This window comes from Photobacterium sp. Ph5 (assembly GCF_022129445.1).
GTDB lineage: Bacteria > Pseudomonadota > Gammaproteobacteria > Enterobacterales > Vibrionaceae > Photobacterium.
In genome coordinates this window covers 68,260-87,491 of record NZ_JADQAQ010000006.1, presented here as the reverse complement: position 1 = coordinate 87,491, position 19,232 = coordinate 68,260, and the positions used below count along the sequence as shown (strand labels likewise).

Here is a 19,232-nt window from a genome sequence, read left to right as displayed (position 1 = left end):
AAATGGTCAAGTATTTACCCGACTGTTTTGGTTGGTTATTAAACCACTCGATTTAAGCGGTTATTTTTTGTTCTTTTCCAGCGTTTCTATCGTCTTTTCTACTGACGATAAAATACCACGTAAAATATTCAACTCTTGCTGTTCTGGGCGAGCACGAGTGAATAGACGGCGTAATTTAGCCATCACTACACCTGGATGATTTTTATTTATGAAGCGGGTTTGACGAGTGACTTTTTCGAGGTGCTCATAAAACATTTCAAGCTCTTGAGCGCGAGGATATTCTTCAACTTCCGTTTTACCCGTATGCTTTTGAGAATCCAAATAAGCCATACGGACTTCATAACTTACTGTTTGTACTGCCATTGCTAAATTTAACGAACTATATTCAGGGTTCGCTGGAATATAGACATGACAATGACACTTTTGTAATTCTTCATTAGTTAATCCTGTTCGCTCACGACCAAAAAGAATAGCGACCGGATGCTGATTGGATTCAGCAACCACTTTAATACCATTCTCTCGAGGGTCTAATTGTGGCCATTCAAGCGTGCGAGAGCGTGCACTTGAACCAACAACAAAACCACAATCTGCAACCGCTTCATCTAATGTTTTTACGATTTTTGCGTTTTCGACAACATCAGCAGCACCTGCCGCCAGTGCAATAGTGTGGCCGTCAATTTCACAGGCTGGATCAACTAATACCAGATTTGTCAATCCCATAACTTTCATTGCACGTGCAGCTGAACCGATATTACCTGGATGTGAAGTACCAACAAGAACAACGCGAATTTTATCTAACATGATGAAGCAACATTCCAACAATTAACTAAAGCTGACAGATTTTAGCACAGCCATAATAAAAGTGGTGAAAACATGTGTTTTTGATATCAGTAATTATCTATTACCGCTATTCAATAATCAGATGATGATAATCAACGCTATTTATTAATAAGTTATACGTATTTCCTATCGCGAACGTACAATACAACCAGAACAATGACGAAAAAATAACCACTTCCTTTTTTTTTTAGCTCTGTTATACTCGCCGCCGCTTTTTAGTTCTTTAACATCCGTTGGGAAGATCCTATGCATCCGATGCTTAATATTGCCATTCGCGCTGTGCGAAAGGCTGGTGACCATGTCATTAAATCTCTAGAAAAACCTCAATCTATTGAGGTTGCTAATAAAGGTAATGATGTTGTTACCAATATCGATCATGAAGCAGAAGCTATCATCATCGAAACAATCCTTAAGGCTTACCCTGATCACTGCATCATTGCAGCTGAGTCTGGTAATAAAGAAGGACGTGACAAAGAGTGTCAATGGATTATCGACCCAGTGGATGGCACCATGAACTTCGTTCGCGGTTACCCTCACTTTGCAGTATCAGTTGCACTACGTATGCGTGGTCGTACTGAAGTTGCTGCTGTTTACGATCCTGTACGTAACGAATTATTCACTGCGACTCGCGGGGCCGGCGCTCAGCTTAACAGCCAGCGTGTTCGTTCATCACAACCTCGTGATCTAACAGGAACTGTTTTAGCGACAGGCCTTCCTTTTGCAGCTAAACAACATTCAGAAAGCTACCTAAAAATCCAAAATGCATTATTTGCAGACTGTGATGACATGCGTCAATCAGGTTGTACTGCATTGGATCTTTGCTACTTAGCCGCTGGTCGTGTTGACGGTGTATTCAAACTAGGTCAAAAGCCTTGGGAACTTGCTGCTGGCGAACTAATCGCGCGCGAATCTGGTGCTATCTGTGCTGACTTTACTGGTAACACTAACTACCTAACATCAGGCAACATTGTTGCTGGTAATGCACGTGTAGTTAAGCCGATGCTTGCAAAAATCCGTGAGTACGGTAGCGATGCACTAACTAAATAATCATTTAGTTATCCAGTAAGAATAAAAGCCCTGCTGATAAATATCAGCAGGGCTTTTTTATTGTACATCTATATAATAAGGCGTCTCATTATCATATAATTACTTTATAACATACTTAATTCCTATGAAGAATCATGAATACCTTATCTTTAAGTAAACTCTCCACTGAAGTTTACCCTAGGGAGCTATCAGATAAATATAACCCGCTATGGAGTTATCGCCTCAAGTTTCTCACTCGCGGCTTATTTTATAAATCTTCACTACAAAAGCTCGTCAATGGTATAGATCCGACGCTATTAGCAACCTTATGTAAAAGACACAACCGTTTCATTGAAAAACCTTTTCGTCCTTACATAACGAATACTGAGCACCTAGTCAGCGTGTAGCGTTTATTACTCAACACTATCAGTTCATTTCTAATGAATTACCATCAGCAACAAAAGAGCATATTTTTGCCAACTGCAAGGGGCTAAAGTTAGTTTCATTCATTGTTGACGATCAAGAGTACTCACTTAGCCTAACCTTTGATGGTCGCTACCAAAAAGAAGGCGAACTTTGCTTAGTCTTGTTTGATGCACAAGGTAATAACTTTTATACCGTAACGTTTATCGTGAATAATCAAGACGGTAAGCGAAGTATCATTATAGGTGGATTACAGGGGCCTACTAGCAACGACGAAAACAACCTTAAAATAAAAAGACTCACTAAAACATTACATGGTCAACGACCAAAAGATTTGATGATAAAAATGATGACGTTTATTGCCAACTGTTGGCAAGCAGATCATTTATTAGCGATCAAAAACGAGTCCCATACCTACTGTGCCAAACGTTATAAATCTAAAAAATACGGTAATTCAAGGATCAAAACAGACTATAACCGTCATTGGGAAGCATTAGGTGGAACAGAATACGATACACATTTTTATCAATTACCGATAGAAGATGTACGCCGCAATCCTGAAGATATCTCTCGCCCTAAACGTGCAATGTATCGACGTCGCTATGAATGGCTCGATCAAACCAAAAACACGCTTTCTTATATTCTTAAACTAAACAAATAAAAAAAAGGACCGCTAGCGGTCCTTTCTCATTCTGAATTTATACCAATTGCTTATGGTATTGGGTCTAATTCTTCACCTTCTTTTTCTACAGGCGTAGGCATTAAGTGCTCACGGGTAATCCCCAATTTAAGCGCTAATGCTGATGCTACATAGATAGAAGAATAAGTACCAATTGTGATACCAATCAGAAGTGCTAATGCAAAGCCATGGATCATTGATCCGCCTTGAGCGAATAGCGCAATAACAACAAACAATGTTGTACCCGATGTAATTAAGGTACGACTTAATGTTTGTGAAATTGAACAGTTCATTATTTCAGCAGGAGTCCCTTTACGCATTTTACGGAAGTTTTCACGAATACGGTCAAATACAACGATGGTATCGTTAAGTGAGTAACCAACCACTGTAAGTAATGCCGCAACAATCGTAAGATCAACTTCGACTTGTAGCACAGAGAAAATACCAACAGTAATGATGATATCGTGCGCTAACGACAACACTGCACCGGCCGCTAAACGCCACTCAAAACGCAGTGATACGTAAAGTAATATACACAGCAAAGCGATTAAAATTGCCATGCCGCCCGCTTCAGCGAGTTCATCACCAACATTAGGACCAACAAACTCAATACGGCGCATTTCAACCGACTGTGCTGTACCGTCTTTTAACGCATCAAGGATCTGGTTACCCAGTACTTCACCTTTTACACCTTCACGAGGTTGCAAGCGTACCATCACATCACGCGCAGTACCGAAGTTCTGCACAATGGCATCACCAAACCCCGCTTTCTGTAATGATTCACGGATCAAAGGTAAATTAGCTGGCTCTTCAAAACTAACTTCAATTAGCGTTCCGCCAGTAAAATCTAACCCCCAATTTAGACCTTTGGTCGAGATAGTGGCAATCGACCCCATGATCATTATCAATGAAAAGATAAAGGCAAACTTTGACCAACGCATAAAGTCGACGACTTTGTTCGCATTCAATAATTCTCTCATCTCTGCGACTCCTTAAATCGACAACTTATCTATGCGCTTACCGCCATAGATCAAGTTAACAACGGCACGTGTGCCAATAATTGCGGTGAACATCGACGTTAAAATACCAATCGATAATGTCACGGCAAAGCCTTTAATTGCGCCCGTACCCACAGCAAATAAAATAATTGCTGTAATTAAGGTTGTGATGTTTGCATCTGCAATCGTGCTAAACGCATTACCATAACCTTGTTGAATCGCTTGTTGCGGACTACGTCCTTCACGCAGCTCTTCTCGAATACGTTCAAAAATAAGCACGTTGGCATCCACCGCCATACCGACAGTCAGTACGATACCGGCAATGCCCGGTAAGGTCATGGTCGCACCAGGGATCATAGACATGATGCCTATAATAAGCACTAAGTTCATTATCAATGCTAAGTTAGCAATCAAACCAAACCCACGGTAGTAAAGTAGCGTAAATAGCATTACTGCAACCATACCCCAGATACATGCTTGTACACCCATATCAATGTTTTGCTGACCCATTGATGGACCAATAGTACGCTCTTCAACTATCGATATTGGCGCTATCAATGCACCTGCACGTAATAATAACGATAAGTTGTGCGCTTCAGCTTGAGAGTCGATACCTGTAATACGGAAGCTTCGGCCAAGTGCTGATTGAATCGTTGCTTGGTTGATCACTTCTTCGTGTTTGGTCAGGATAACCTTACCTTCAGGCGTTCGCTTACCACTATCCTTATATTCAGTGAAAACTGTTGCCATCAGTTTACCGATATTATTTTTCGAGAACGCTGTCATCTTGCTACCACCTTCGGTATCTAGCGAGATGTTAACTTGTGGACGACCATATTCATCCGCACTCGAATTTGAATCAGTAATATGAGAGCCCGCAAGAATGACACGTTTTTTCAGTACCGCAGGACGGCCATCACGTGTCATTTTCACTTCACTACCAGCAGGAACACGCCCAGCGGCTGCAGCTGCTAAATCAGCTTTACTATCAACCTCGCGGAATTCAAGCGTTGCTGTCGCACCTAAAATTTCTTTTGCACGTGCCGTATCTTGAACACCAGGAAGCTCTACCACTATACGGTTTGCGCCTTGGCGCTGTACTAATGGCTCAGCAACACCGAGTTCATTTACACGGTTACGTAAAATGGTGATGTTTTGATCGACGGCATAATTGCGAATTTCCTGTAAACGTTCTTCAGTAAACTTCGCCGTTAATACATAACGACCATTGATTTTACTGGTTGTGAACAGCATATCAGGATGCAATTTTTCTAACGCGAGTTCAGCTTGTTCCAATTGCGCTTCATCACGAAGACGAACTTGAACACTGTCTTTTGTTTTACTGATTGCACGGTAACGAATTTTTTCTTCACGAAGCTCAGTACGGAAGGTTTCTTCTTGTTGACCAAGAAGTTTATCCATAGCTGCATCCATATCCACTTCCATTAAGAAGTGAACACCGCCACGTAAATCGAGACCCAACTTCATTGGTGATGCACCAATAGATTCAAGCCAAGAAGGAGTGGAAGCGGCAAGGTTTAGTGCAACAACATAATCATCACCTAACTCACCATTTAAGATATCGCGAGCACTGATTTGGGTATCAGTATCGTTAAAGCGGACAAGTACAGAACCTTTTTCAAAAACGGCTGACTTGTATGGGATATTGTTCTTTTTTAAGTCTTCGGTGACAGTATCCAAAGCGCTCATATTAACCGAGGCGCCACGCGCCCCGGTAATTTGAATCGCTGGATCTTCACCGTATACGTTGGGAAGTGCATAAAGCAAACCAATGATAAGTGCGAACAACACCATCAGGTTCTTCCACAGGGGGTATCGGTTAAGCACTGCTATGATCCTTCAAAGCGAATGTTTTTTATATTAAAGCGACTTCATTGTGCCTTTTGGCAAAACAGCAGTAATGAAGTCTTTTTTAATTGTTACTTCCGTGCTGTCGTTAAGCGCTAGAACGATGTAATCACTTTCAGCAGAAACTTTAGTGATACGGCCTAGTAGGCCACCGTTCGTCATTACTTCGTCACCTTTGCCCATTGAGCTCATTAGCGATTTATGCTCTTTCACGCGCTTAGCTTGTGGACGATAAATCATGAAGTAAAAAATAACAGCAAATAAACCAAGCATGATGAATAGCTGCATGCTTCCGCCCTGAGGGGCACCTTCTGCTGCTGCGTGTGCTTGTGAGATAAAGAAACTCATTTATAACGTCCTCGTTTTAAACATTTTGTAATGGTGGAACTTCACGGTCGCGACGCGCATAGAATTCTTCTACAAACGCATCGAAACGATCTTCTTCAATTGATTTACGAATACTTGCCATTAAGCGTTGGTAGTAACGTAAATTATGAATTGTATTTAAGCGTGCACCTAAGATTTCATTACATTTATCTAGATGGTACAAATACGCTTTAGAGTAATTTTTACAAGTGTAACAGTCACAATGCGGATCTAAAGGCGTTGTGTCTGTTTTATGTTTCGCATTACGGATCTTGATCACACCGCCAGTCACAAATAGGTGACCATTACGGGCATTACGTGTTGGCATTACGCAATCGAACATATCAATACCGCGACGAACACCTTCCACTAAATCTTCAGGTTTACCTACACCCATAAGGTAGCGAGGCTTATCTTCTGGAAGTTGTGGACACGTGTGCTCAAGAATACGGTGCATGTCTTCTTTCGGCTCGCCTACAGCAAGACCACCAACCGCATAACCATCAAAACCAATTTTGGTTAGGCCTTCAACAGAAACATCACGAAGATCTTCGTATACACCACCTTGAACAATACCAAACAGTGCATTTGGATTTTCTTGCTTATCAAAATGATTACGACTACGTTGAGCCCAACGTAATGACATTTCCATCGACTTTTTCGCTTCGTCATGTGTCGCAGGGTATGGCGTACACTCGTCGAAAATCATTACGATGTCAGAACCTAAATCTTTTTGAATTTCCATCGACTTTTCCGCGTCCATGAAAATCTTGTCACCGTTAACAGGGTTACGGAAGTGAACACCTTCTTCAGTGATCTTACGTAGTGAACCAAGACTAAATACTTGGAAACCGCCTGAATCAGTCAGAATCGGACCTTGCCATTGCATAAAGTCATGTAAATCACCATGTAACTTCATCACTTCTTGGCCAGGACGCAACCATAGGTGGAACGTGTTACCCAATAAGATTTGAGCACCCGTATCTTTAACTTCTTCAGGTGTCATACCTTTAACAGTACCGTAAGTACCTACCGGCATAAACGCAGGTGTTTCTACCGTACCACGTTCAAACTGCAAACGACCACGACGCGCGCGACCTTGCGTTTTATCTAATTCAAATTTCACAAAACCTCCAAAAGCCAGAGAAACAATCTGACGTATTTCCCATTACAGGACCTAGCCCCACAGGCAAACGCCTGATCAGCCACAAAAAACAATCACAATATATAAATAATGATTGCCGACTACGCCTTAACTCATCACACCATATCGACAATAGATAACCTAAAGCGTAGCGGAAGAACATAATGCTATGTCTGGCTTAATATCATTGAATTTATACTATGCTACAGACACAACAAAGGCTGCAATTGTAACAAAAAGCAGCCTCAATCTTTACTCGTTGGTAAAATGTAAGATTATTTAGCCTTATACATCTTTACGAGTGATAAACATTGAATCACCATAACTAAAGAAGCGGTACTTATTTGCTACTGCTTCATGATAGGCATTCATGGTATTTTCATAGCCAGAAAATGCACTAACTAACATAATTAATGTTGATTCTGGTAAGTGGAAATTGGTAATTAACGCATCCACTAATTGGAACTGATAACCTGGGAAAATAAAGATCTCTGTATCACCAAAAAACGGCTTAAATTCAGTACCATTTTTTAGAGCGTCTTGCGCAGCACTTTCTAATGAGCGCACTGATGTGGTACCAACTGCGACAACACGTCCACCATTAGCGCGCGTTTCGTTAACTGCAGCAACAACCTCTTCAGGCACTTCAACATATTCAGAATGCATATGGTGATCATTGATATCATCCACACGTACTGGCTGGAACGTACCAGCACCAACATGCAAAGTAACAAAAGCAAAATTGACCCCTTTTGCTTTTAACTCTGCCATTAACTTATCGTCAAAATGTAAACCTGCCGTAGGCGCAGCAACTGCACCAGGCTTTGCATTATAAACTGTTTGGTAGCGCTCTTTATCAGCATCTTCATCTGGGCGATCAATATAAGGAGGCAACGGCATATGACCTACTGCATCTAAGATCTCCAACACTGTTTTATCGCTGTTAAAACGAATTTCAAACAATGCATCATGACGAGCAACCATTTCAGCTGAAAACTCACCATTTTCACCCAGTAATAATTCATTACCTGGTTTTGGTGGCTTCGAGGCTCGAACATGCGCCAAAATTGATTTTTCATCGAGCATACGCTCAACTAACACTTCAATTTTACCACCTGAAGCCTTATGTCCAAACATACGCGCAGGGATCACTCGAGTATTATTAAATACAAGTAAATCACCAGCCTGTACAAGATCTAGCACATCTTTAAAACCCTTATGTGCCAATTCACCCGTATTGCCTGTCATTTGTAATAAACGACTCGCGGTACGTTCTGGTTGAGGGTAACGAGCAATCAGCTCATCCGGTAAGTCAAAATCAAAATCTGAAACTTGCATTGTATTACGCCCTAAATCACAGCAAGCGGGCATTATATACTTAACTTCCCCTAAGATGCGAAACCCAACTGTAATTTAGATCCCGTAATATAAGAAATTCTTTCATATCGCCTTCATAGAACTTCATTCCATCAAAGAATAAAGTCCACAAAAATTATATTGAAATATTTGATGATCATCATGCGTTTTTGCAACATATTTCGATATATTGAAAAATAAGCGAAGAGAGCCACCGTTCGCGACTTTTTGTAGTATTGCATGGAGGTTAATATGTTTACCGTTGCCGATATGATGACAACCCAACCGCGTACTTTGTCACGCAATGATACGTTGCTTGATGCCAAAGAAATGATGGATACTTTATCTATTCGCCATATTCCAATCACCAACCATAACAATGAACTTATTGGATTAGTGAGCCAACGCGATATTTTGTCTGCTCAAGATTCAAATCTAAAATCAATTATTGAAAACCCACTTGCTTCCCCACTTGATGTCCTACTTGAACACGGCATGAAAACCAAAATAATGAGCGTGGATTATCGTGCAGGGTTAAAAGAAGCCGCTCTTTATATGCAAAAACATAAAATCGGTTGCTTGCCTGTGCTAAAGAATAAAAAATTAGTCGGTATTATTACAGATAGTGATTTTGTATCAATCGCAATTACACTGCTAGAAATGCAAGAAGAAGTCGATCCTATTGAGCCTGATTTATACCCCCTTGATATTATTGATTAATAAAAAAGGGGAGCGTCATTGCTCCCCGATGATAACGTAATTGACAAGTACACGTATTATATGCGGCCTAATACATAGGTACTGTCGATAACAACACTGCTAGGATAGTCACTACTATAAACACGTTATCTTAAAGCTGTTTTACGTTTACTTAAACTGTTCTTCTTCTGTTGAACCCGTCAATGCGGTCACTGAAGAATTCCCACCTTGAATGGTATTAGTCATGGTATCAAAGTACCCTGTTCCTACTTCTTGCTGGTGAGCAACAAAGGTATAACCTTTATCTGCTGCTTCAAATTCAGGACGCTGTACTTTTTCAACGTAATGACGCATTCCTTCACCTTGCGCATAAGCATGCGCTAATTCAAACATGTTGAACCACATATTATGAATGCCTGCTAAAGTAATGAACTGGTACTTATATCCCATGTCTGAAAGCTCTTGCTGGAATTTAGCAATGGTCTCGGCATCAAGGTTTTTCTCCCAATTAAATGAAGGAGAACAATTATAAGCCAGTAGCTGATCAGGGTATTGTTCATGAATAGCTTCTGCAAACTTACGTGCTTCTTCTAAACATGGCGTTGCAGTTTCGCACCAAATTAAATCAGCGTAAGGTGCGTACGCTAAACCACGGGCAATGGCTTGATCAATCCCAGCACGAACGCGATAAAAACCTTCTGCGCTACGCTCTCCAATAATGAAATCTTTATCATACGGATCGCAATCAGACGTTAATAAGTCAGCAGCATTGGCATCAGTACGAGCAATAACTAAGGTTGTCGTTCCCGCCACGTCTGCCGCAAGACGTGCCGCCACTAACTTCTGCACCGCTTCTTGTGTCGGCACTAATACCTTTCCGCCCATATGACCACATTTTTTCACAGATGCTAATTGGTCTTCAAAATGAACGCCTGCCGCCCCCGCTTCAATCATGCTACGCATTAATTCATACGCATTTAGTACACCACCAAACCCTGCTTCAGCATCGGCAACAATAGGTAGAAAGTAATCAACGCCATCTTCAGGCGTTACACCATTCGCCCACTGAATTTGATCTGCGCGACGGAACGAATTATTGATACGCTTAACAACTGCAGGGACAGAATCTACAGGGTAGAGAGACTGATCAGGGTACATTGTAGAGGCGGTATTATTATCAGCAGCCACCTGCCAACCTGATAAATAAATCGCTTCAATCCCAGCTTTTGCTTGCTGTACGGCCTGACCGCCCGTTAAAGCACCAAGGCAATTTACATAGCCTTTTTTGGCATCACCATTCACTAATTGCCATAATTTATCAGCACCACGCTGGGCAATGGTATTTGCAGGTGCAAATGAACCGCGTAGGTTAATGACTTCTTCCGCACTGTATGTACGTTTAACATGTTTCCAACGTGGATTTTCTGCCCAGTCTTTTTCAATTGCTTCAATTTGCTGTTGGCGTGTTAATGTCATAATGGTATCCCTCATCTCTGTCCGCATTAATCCGTTGGTATGATGGTCAATTGATACTACGTTCAAAAGTGGTTCTATTACTGCTTACCTTCAAATACCGCGGATCCTCAGTGTTACTCAAACGCGACTGCGTTTAATTCAAATATTCATAGCCATGAAGGGTTAAGAAATTATCTAACTCTTCACTTGTTGTTAGTTTTGCCATTAATGTTGCTGCTTCATCAAAACGTCCTTGGTTAAAGCGCTCATCCCCAAGTTCCGCTTCTACAACTCGCATTTCTTCTGTTAACATCTGCTCAAATAATGCTTTCGTCACCACTTTACCGTTCGATAAGGCTTTGCCATGTTTAATCCATTGCCATATTGAAGCGCGGGATATTTCTGCCGTTGCCGCATCTTCCATTAAGCCATAGATAGGCACACAACCATTACCGGAGATCCAAGCTTCGATATATTGCACCGCAACACGAATATTATGACGCATCCCCTCTTCTGTACGCTCACCATCACACGGTGCTAATAACTCATCGGCAGTAATAGGCGCATCATCTTCACGCGTAATATCTAGCTGATTTTTGCGCTCACCCAGAACCAGATCAAAGACATCACAAGCCGTATCCGCAAGGCCAGGGTGAGCAACCCATGTTCCATCGTGACCATTATTGGCTTCCAATGCTTTATCCGTTTGAATTTTATTGAGAACCCACGCCTGACGTTCCGCCTCTTTAGATGGAATAAAGGCAGCCATGCCTCCCATCGCAAATGCGCCACGACGGTGACAGGTTTTCACCAGCAAACGTGAATAAGCATTAAGAAACGGCTTTTCCATTGTTACAACTTGGCGATCCGGCAAGATACGATCAGGATACTGACGAAGAGTTTTAATATAGCTAAAAATATAATCCCAACGCCCACAATTAAGCCCTACAATATGCTCTTTAAGACTAAAAAGGATTTCGTCCATTTCAAACACAGCGGGTAATGTTTCAATAAGTACCGTTGCCTTAATGGTTCCGCGCGTTAGGCCAAACTCATCTTCGGTGTAACTAAACACATCACTCCACCATGCTGCTTCACGATAAGCCTGTAGTTTTGGTAAGTAGAAATAAGGACCACTGCCTTTTGCAAGCAACGCTTTTTGATTAAGGTAAAAATATAAAGCGAAGTCTAATAACGCACCAGGAATGGGTTTTCCATTCCATAACACATGCTTTTCTGGAAGATGTAAGCCTCTCACTCGACAGATTAATACCGCTGGATCATCAGCAAGTTGATAATGTTTACCGGTGTGTGAATTGGTATAATTAATAGTGCCATTTACCGCATCACGAAGATTACGTTGACCTTCAATGACTTCATTCCATGCTGGCGCAAAGGAATCTTCAAAATCAGCCATAAACACTTTTACATTAGCGTTAAGTGCATTAATAACCATTTTTCGATCCACAGGCCCTGTTATTTCAACTCGTCGGTCTTGCAAATCTGTTGGAATATTCTGGATTGTCCATTCAGCTTGGCGAATAGATTCTGTTTCAGGATTAAAATCGGGTAATTGCCCTTTATCTATTAGGCATTGACGACGTTCTCTATCTTCAAGCAACAATGGAACACGTTCTGCAAAACGATCCACTAACCGTTCTAAGAAAAGCAAAGCGTCATCAGTTAGGATTTCACGCTGAGTTTCTGTTAACGGTTGCCGTAATGATAATTTCATTTGGTAATTCGATTGAACCGCTGTATCTGCCATAACGCCCCATCCTTGTAACTTAACCACTACTTTTATCAATAAGGTTCTAGAGATTTTTAATACATCTCATTTCTTAACCTGTCCTTTACGTTGCCGCAACATATAACAAAAAGCAAATTTCACCCTTTCTAATAGAAATCACAATAAAACAACAAATCCATTTAAAAACAACACCTTGAAAAAATTAGAGTAAAAAGTCAAAACACTAAATTAAAACAAAAGTCAGTAAATAACTCGGAATCTACAACGTGTTTTAATAATGATATTTTTTGTATGTAGTTACGTAATTAAATTACAATAATAGGAGGGTTGTATTTATTGATGGTATTCGTTTTAAACAGAATTAATTTTATCAAGGAAAGGTAATTATTTGATTTAATATATTTTAAAGGCAATAAACAAGACTATAATTAAACAAATAAGAAATATACTGATAGATAACACTATTCTTTGTTTGTAACGCGAAACAAAATAATCCATCAAAACAGCAACTTAAAGCCATCACATCAGAAAGATGAATACGCTAAAAAATAAAATTAAATCGATATTTTAAACCAAATTAATAATTTTTTATTATGACGACAAAGTGAAGTAAAAAAAGCCTGAAAAATGCCATGTATTATCATCTAAAAATAATAACGGCATCTATACAGACAGCTCTAACACATCTCAACGATGCAAGAATTTACTTATAATAGGGTTTCAACGAGAGAGGCTAGCTTTTCAAAGGTCTTTACACGACTAGACGTTGGTCGCCAAACTAATCCAATTTCCCGGAATGCCGCTTGGCCTGGTGGCTCAATCACCACGAGGTTTTGATTATCTAAGATGCCGTGCTCAATAGCCATTTGAGGTATAAATGTGGTTCCTAATCCATTTGCTACCATCTGCACCAATGTATGTAAGCTCGTGGCTGTGAACGGATTAATTTTTTCTTTCGTTGTTAGCTTACAAGCTGAAACAGCATGCTCAGTTAAACAGTGCTCCTTCTCTAGTAAGAATACGGATTCATCAGGCAAATCAGCATAACGTAAAGGTACAGATACACGTTCAGCTTGGTTTTTACTGATCACCATTTTGAAGGCATCACGCCCAACAACTTTACTGTGCATACCATTAATCTCAACGGGTAGCGCAAGGATCAAAACATCCATTTCACCATTACGTAAAGCAGCAAGTAAATTAGTGGTCGTATCTTCTCGTAAAAGTAAGTTCAGCTTGGGGTAAAGTCGATTAACCTCCTGCACCAAATCACACAATAGAAAAGGGGCTATCGTTGGGATACATCCCACACGAAGAGGGCCATCCATACCATCACCAGCAGAGTGGGACAATTCAATTAAATCTTGGCTGCGTGCCAGTAATTCACGAGAACGTACCACAACTTCGTCGCCCATACTGGTAAAAACAAGGGATTTATTATCACGCTCTATAAGCTGACAACTCAATAAATCTTCTAAATTCTGGATCCCAGAACTAAGTGTCGACTGGCTCACAAAACACTTTTTTGCTGCTTCGCCAAAGTGCCGTGTTTCCGATAAAGTAACTAGGTAATGCAATTGTTTTAATGAGGGAAACTTATTCATCGTATTTTTCGATTACTTCAATCTGTTTATTCCGCTTTTTTCAATTTAACAGTTTGGCTATAGTTTGTCTCGTCCAAGTATGGAGCTAATCACCAAAGGTTAGCAACCCCCAATATTTCAGGAGCACCAAAATGGTACTAGTAGGTCGTCAAGCACCAGATTTTACTGCTGCAGCTGTTCTAGGTAACGGCGAAATCGTTGATAACTTCAACTTTGCAGAATTCACAAAAGGTAAAAAAGCGGTAGTTTTCTTCTACCCACTAGACTTCACATTCGTATGTCCATCTGAGCTGATCGCTTTTGACAAGCGTTTCGAAGATTTCCAAGCGAAAGGTGTTGAAGTAATTGGTGTTTCTATCGATTCTCAATTCTCTCACAATGCATGGCGTAACACTGCTGTTGAAGACGGCGGTATCGGTCAAGTTAAGTACCCACTAATTGCTGACGTTAAGCACGAAATTTGTAAAGCTTACGACGTTGAGCATCCAGAAGCAGGCGTTGCTTTCCGTGGTTCTTTCCTAATTGACGAAGATGGCCTTGTACGTCACCAAGTTGTTAACGACCTACCTCTAGGCCGTAACATCGACGAAATGCTACGCATGGTTGACGCACTTAACTTCCACCAAAAGCATGGTGAAGTATGTCCAGCACAGTGGGAAGAAGGTAAAGCAGGTATGGACGCATCACCAAAAGGTGTAGCGGACTACCTATCTGAGCACACTGCAGATCTAGGTAAAAAGTAATTACCTAATAACACCATGCTCACGGTGTTACATCTGACAAGAAGCTAAACATAGGGCTAAAGTCAGCTCAAAGATAGAAATATAATGAGGCCTGGAATATACCAGGCCCTTTTTTTATCTATAATTTTCAACCAACCGCACATTATATTCTTCCTCTGTTCGATCCTATCTTGGCAATCTTCTACACTGCAAGACACGCATTTTATTTCATTAAAAATTATGTCTATTCAACTTGAAGTTTGTATCGATAATCTTGAATCACTCCACTATGCCCAACAAGGTGGTGCTACACGTATCGAGCTATGCTCCTCTCTCGCGCTAGGAGGGTTAACGCCAAGTGCTGGCTTAATGCAATTAGCCGCCAAACAAGCAACTATTCCGGTTTATGCGATGATAAGACCACGTCAAGGTGACTTTTTATTTAGTAGTGACGATGTTGAGATCATGCTTGCCGATATTTACGCCGCCCATCAAGCAGGATTACAAGGAATAGTGATTGGTGCGCTCACAGAGCAAAGCCTTATTGATAGCACAACCATTGCAAGCTTAATTAAACAAGCTAAAGGTCTTGGAGTGACTTTCCATCGAGCTATCGATCAATGTGTCGATCCTTTCGCAGCATTAGATACTATTATGAGCTACGGTTGCGAGCGAATACTGACATCAGGGCTCCAACCGACTGCACCTGAAGGCACGGCAATGATCAAAAACATGGTTAACTATTGTGGTGATAGGATCAGTATTATGGCGGGAGCAGGCGTCACTCCGAAGAATGTTCAAGCCTTAGTTGCAGAAACGGGAATAAAAGAAGTACATCTTTCTGGTAAAACAACACGCCCCAGTAAAATATTAAATCGTACTTCAAGTGCACATATGGGCAACGCCATCTTTGATGACTTTCAAATCCCAGTAACAAATATTGATACTATCCAAGCTGTCGCACAACGACTAAAAAGATAATAAACAGTGTCAATTGGAGCACTCAATAAAAAGAGCGCTAAGTTTCTAAATAAAGCTAAGCGCCCTGTTTATTGGTTCATACATCCCGTGTTTTATAGGAAATTAGTAATATCTTCTGGGTTCGTGTGGCGAATGTCTTTGCCTTGTACGAAATAAATAATATATTCGCAAATGTTTTGGCAGCGATCACCGACTCGCTCAATAGAGCGCGCAGCCCACATTACTTTCATCACACTTGGGATAGAATCAGGATCTTCTTTCATGTAGGTCATCAGTTGGCGAATAATCGCTTCATATTCCCGATCAATCCGATCATCAGTTTGATACACATTAATGGCCGCTTTTACATCCATACGTGCGAAAGCATCTAATACTTCATGTAACATACGCACGGCGTTTTGACCTAAAGATTCTAACGATGCCAATAAGTTATATTGCTTATTAGTAAAATTACCTAGTGCTACTTTAGCAATACTTTCAGCAACATCACCAATACGCTCTAAATCGGTAATGGTTTTTATAATGGCAATGACAAGCCGTAAATCACTAGCGGTAGGTTGGCGTTTAGCAATAATACGCGTACACGCCTCATCAATCGCAACTTCCATCGCATTGACTTTGTGATCATCTTGAATCACACGCTTCGCCAAACCTTCCTCTTGTTTATGCAGCGCTTTTAAGGCATCTGCCAACTGCTGCTCAACTAAGCCTCCCATAGCCAAAACATGGGTACGAATACTTTCTAGTTCATGATTAAACTGACCAGAAATATGACGACCAAGGCTAATGTTATTTAACATGATGGTGTGTCCTTAACCATAACGTCCTGTAATATAATCTTCAGTACGTTTTTCTCTTGGGGTGGTGAAAATATCATTAGTGCTCGAATATTCCACCAACTCTCCCATATAGATAAAAGCTGTTTGATCTGACACTCGTGCCGCTTGCTGCATATTATGTGTCACGATAATCACGGTATATTTTGCTTTTAGATCATTAATCAACTCTTCAATCGTTAGGGTTGATATTGGATCAAGTGCTGATGTTGGCTCATCAAGAAGTAATATCTCAGGTTCAATAGCAATCGCACGCGCAATCACTAAACGCTGCTGTTGACCTCCAGATAAACCAAACGCATTTTCATGCAGCCTATCTTTTACTTCATCCCATAGTGCTGCCGAACGCAATGAACTTTCAACCGCATCATCTAAAATACGTCGCTCAGTGATCCCTTGTAGCCGCAAACCATAAACCACATTTTCATAAATGGATTTAGGAAATGGGTTCGGGCGTTGAAACACCATCCCTACCCGACGACGTAATGAAGCAACATCAACTTTAGTATCGTAGATATTCTGCCCGTGCAGCATGATTTTACCATCGACATGACAACCTTCAATCAAGTCATTCATTCGGTTAATACAACTTAATAATGTTGATTTACCACAACCTGATGGACCGATAAATGCGGTAACCTGACCTTTAGGAATACGCATATTGATATTATACAAAGCTTGCGTTTTACCATAGTAAAGGTTCAAACCTTCAATTGATAATGCCGTTTGCTCATCAGGTAACGAAGAGAGATCGACGGGTTCAAATAAACCGATTGATGGTGAAGCAGAATACATAATGTTCTCTCTGTTAATAATCAAATATTCATCGCACTACGTTTTATCACAGCTCTAAAGAGCGAAATTTTTCACGCAGATGATTACGGATCCCAATTGCGGTTAAATTCAAACTTACAATCACTGTCACTAATAAAAATGACGTCGCATAAACCAAGGGTCTTGCAGCCTCAACATTCGGGCTTTGAAACGCAACATCATAAATATGATACCCCAAATGCATAAACTTACGATCAAGGTGGACATAAGGAAAATGAACATCAACGGGCAATGTTGGTGCCATTTTTACGACCCCAACTAACATCAAAGGTGCCACTTCACCGGCCGCCCTTGCGACTGCTAAAATTAACCCCGTCATAATGGCAGGACTTGCCATGGGGAGTACTATACGCCATAAGGTTTCCGCTTGAGTTGCGCCTAATGCCAAAGAGCCATTTCTCACAGAGCTCGGGATTCGCGATAACCCTTCTTCCGTTGATACAATAACAACAGGTAATGTCATGATCGCCAATGTTAATGCTGACCATAAAATTCCAGGGGTACCAAAAGTTGGTGTAGGCAATTGAGCAGAGAAAAACACATCATCAATTGTCCCCCCAACCATATATACAAAAAAACCTAATCCAAACACACCGTAGACAATAGACGGTACACCCGCAAGGTTAATAACCGCGATACGGATTATCTTAGTAAAGGTATTATTTCCTGCATATTCATGAAGATAAATTGCCGCTAATACACCTAATGGCGTCACCATTACGCTCATTAGCAATACCATAAATACCGTGCCAAATATTGCTGGAAATACACCGCCTTCGGTATTGGCTTCACGAGGTGCTTTGGCTAAAAACTTATAAACCTGATGTCCCCAATGCTGAAACTTTTCGATAAAGGTTAAATTATTGGGGTACCAAATATCTAATACTTGAGACATCGATAAGGTGATCGTTTTACCTTGGCTATCTCGAAGTAATAAACTGGCACTATCTAATTGAGATTGTAATGAAAACAAACGATTTTCAATGTTCTTATAAATCGTTTTATAGTTCAGTTCCTCACGTTCAATTCGCGCAGTTTCATCAGGTGTTAATTTATCTTTTAAAATCAGTTGGCGCTTTTCCAAACGTAGTTTTTCTAAGTGCCAATTAATATCTGCAATTTCAATGCCTTGTAGTTTCTTTAATTCAGTTCTAATTTCAGAAGCTTCAGTTAATGCGACAGGTAAATACTCCATGCTATTACGCACACCATTTGCCATGATTGCGATTGGATAGCCGTAAAATTTACCATTCGTTTCTCGATCGACAACGGCGATGTTTTTCGCTATTTCTTGGTGCTTAATTTGACTTTTTAATATGGTCAAAAAGTCAGTACCAACTCGTTCACGATTACCCATTTTGATGAGATAACGCATTTCCACTGGGCCAGACATATGAGAAACATCAATCCCAGCTTCACGTAACTGTTCCAAAGGGATCGCTTTGCTATCATACAGCTCACCAATCACAGTTTGATTTTTACCTGCAATATCGATATCGAATTGATAAACAGGTGAAGGCCAAAAGTAACTTAAGCCTTTATAGCCAATCAACAATAGTAATCCTAAAACAGCAACGAGACTTAAGCTAACAGCACCTGCTGTTACCCAAATCCAAGGAGAGCCGGATTTAAACCACTTAATCATGATCG

The 19,232-nt window shown here is 40.7% G+C and carries 17 protein-coding genes; 5 read left to right on the top strand and 12 right to left on the bottom strand.

The annotated features are described in order from the left end of the window. Positions 1-60: 60 nt before the first annotated feature. A complete protein-coding gene (gene trmJ / locus I3259_RS04025) occupies positions 61-801 on the bottom strand; it encodes a tRNA (cytosine(32)/uridine(32)-2'-O)-methyltransferase TrmJ (RefSeq protein WP_238028441.1) in 741 nt (246 codons plus the stop codon). A 285-nt stretch (positions 802-1,086) separates the two neighbouring features. Here trmJ and suhB point away from each other — a divergent pair, with 285 nt between their 5' ends. Together suhB and I3259_RS04015 are read left to right on the top strand one after the other, a co-directional pair. Continuing rightward, the gene (gene suhB, locus I3259_RS04020) at positions 1,087-1,887 is read left to right on the top strand and encodes an inositol-1-monophosphatase (RefSeq protein WP_238028440.1); all 801 of its coding nucleotides are present in this window, start codon (positions 1,087-1,089) and stop codon (positions 1,885-1,887) included. Between the two features lie 391 nt (positions 1,888-2,278). Continuing rightward, complete coding sequence (locus I3259_RS04015; RefSeq protein WP_346015685.1) at positions 2,279-2,950, top strand: DUF535 family protein; 672 nt, start codon at positions 2,279-2,281, stop codon at positions 2,948-2,950. A gap of 50 nt (positions 2,951-3,000) precedes the next feature. Here I3259_RS04015 and secF read toward each other — a convergent pair whose 3' ends face one another. The 5 genes from secF to queA all read right to left on the bottom strand — a co-directional run bounded on the left by secF (position 3,001) and on the right by queA (position 8,683). Next, a complete protein-coding gene (gene secF / locus I3259_RS04010) occupies positions 3,001-3,948 on the bottom strand; it encodes a protein translocase subunit SecF (protein WP_238028439.1) in 948 nt (315 codons plus the stop codon). 12 nt (positions 3,949-3,960) lie between these two features. Beyond that, positions 3,961-5,814, bottom strand: coding sequence for a protein translocase subunit SecD (secD, locus tag I3259_RS04005; RefSeq protein WP_238028438.1), 1,854 nt, complete (start codon positions 5,812-5,814; stop codon positions 3,961-3,963). Positions 5,815-5,847: 33 nt separating this feature from the next. Next, complete coding sequence (gene yajC, locus I3259_RS04000) at positions 5,848-6,183, bottom strand: preprotein translocase subunit YajC (protein ID WP_238028437.1); 336 nt, start codon at positions 6,181-6,183, stop codon at positions 5,848-5,850. A 16-nt stretch (positions 6,184-6,199) separates the two neighbouring features. Then, complete coding sequence (gene tgt / locus I3259_RS03995) at positions 6,200-7,327, bottom strand: tRNA guanosine(34) transglycosylase Tgt (RefSeq protein WP_005369317.1); 1,128 nt, start codon at positions 7,325-7,327, stop codon at positions 6,200-6,202. A gap of 303 nt (positions 7,328-7,630) precedes the next feature. After that, on the bottom strand, positions 7,631-8,683 hold the full coding sequence (gene queA / locus I3259_RS03990; RefSeq protein ID WP_238028436.1) for a tRNA preQ1(34) S-adenosylmethionine ribosyltransferase-isomerase QueA: 1,053 nt from the start codon (positions 8,681-8,683) through the stop codon (positions 7,631-7,633). 270 nt (positions 8,684-8,953) lie between these two features. Between queA and I3259_RS03985 the strand changes: the two genes are divergently transcribed. After that, positions 8,954-9,421, top strand: a complete 468-nt coding sequence (locus I3259_RS03985; protein ID WP_238028435.1) for a CBS domain-containing protein — start codon at positions 8,954-8,956, stop codon at positions 9,419-9,421. A 147-nt stretch (positions 9,422-9,568) separates the two neighbouring features. On the opposite strand, the gene aceA is transcribed toward I3259_RS03985, so the two are convergent. From aceA to I3259_RS03970, 3 genes are all read right to left on the bottom strand, one after another. After that, on the bottom strand, positions 9,569-10,876 hold the full coding sequence (gene aceA / locus I3259_RS03980; protein ID WP_238028434.1) for an isocitrate lyase: 1,308 nt from the start codon (positions 10,874-10,876) through the stop codon (positions 9,569-9,571). Between the two features lie 133 nt (positions 10,877-11,009). Next, positions 11,010-12,623, bottom strand: coding sequence for a malate synthase A (aceB, locus tag I3259_RS03975; RefSeq protein ID WP_238028433.1), 1,614 nt, complete (start codon positions 12,621-12,623; stop codon positions 11,010-11,012). A 689-nt stretch (positions 12,624-13,312) separates the two neighbouring features. Continuing rightward, positions 13,313-14,209: a hydrogen peroxide-inducible genes activator gene (locus tag I3259_RS03970; RefSeq protein WP_238028432.1), complete on the bottom strand. Its 897-nt coding sequence runs from the start codon at positions 14,207-14,209 to the stop codon at positions 13,313-13,315. Between the two features lie 131 nt (positions 14,210-14,340). Here I3259_RS03970 and I3259_RS03965 point away from each other — a divergent pair, with 131 nt between their 5' ends. Both I3259_RS03965 and I3259_RS03960 read left to right on the top strand, forming a co-directional pair. Next, positions 14,341-14,952: a peroxiredoxin C gene (locus tag I3259_RS03965; protein WP_005369328.1), complete on the top strand. Its 612-nt coding sequence runs from the start codon at positions 14,341-14,343 to the stop codon at positions 14,950-14,952. Positions 14,953-15,171: 219 nt separating this feature from the next. Then, entirely contained in the window at positions 15,172-15,912 is a 741-nt protein-coding gene (locus tag I3259_RS03960) for a copper homeostasis protein CutC (RefSeq protein ID WP_238028431.1), read from the top strand. A gap of 92 nt (positions 15,913-16,004) precedes the next feature. Here I3259_RS03960 and phoU read toward each other — a convergent pair whose 3' ends face one another. From phoU to pstA, 3 genes are read right to left on the bottom strand one after another with little or no spacing between them, the layout of a single operon-like run. Next, positions 16,005-16,712: a phosphate signaling complex protein PhoU gene (phoU, locus tag I3259_RS03955; RefSeq protein WP_238028430.1), complete on the bottom strand. Its 708-nt coding sequence runs from the start codon at positions 16,710-16,712 to the stop codon at positions 16,005-16,007. Positions 16,713-16,724: 12 nt separating this feature from the next. After that, on the bottom strand, positions 16,725-17,543 hold the full coding sequence (gene pstB, locus I3259_RS03950; protein WP_238028429.1) for a phosphate ABC transporter ATP-binding protein PstB: 819 nt from the start codon (positions 17,541-17,543) through the stop codon (positions 16,725-16,727). A 46-nt stretch (positions 17,544-17,589) separates the two neighbouring features. After that, on the bottom strand, positions 17,590-19,227 hold the full coding sequence (gene pstA, locus I3259_RS03945) for a phosphate ABC transporter permease PstA (RefSeq protein WP_238028428.1): 1,638 nt from the start codon (positions 19,225-19,227) through the stop codon (positions 17,590-17,592). Positions 19,228-19,232: the final 5 nt, after the last annotated feature.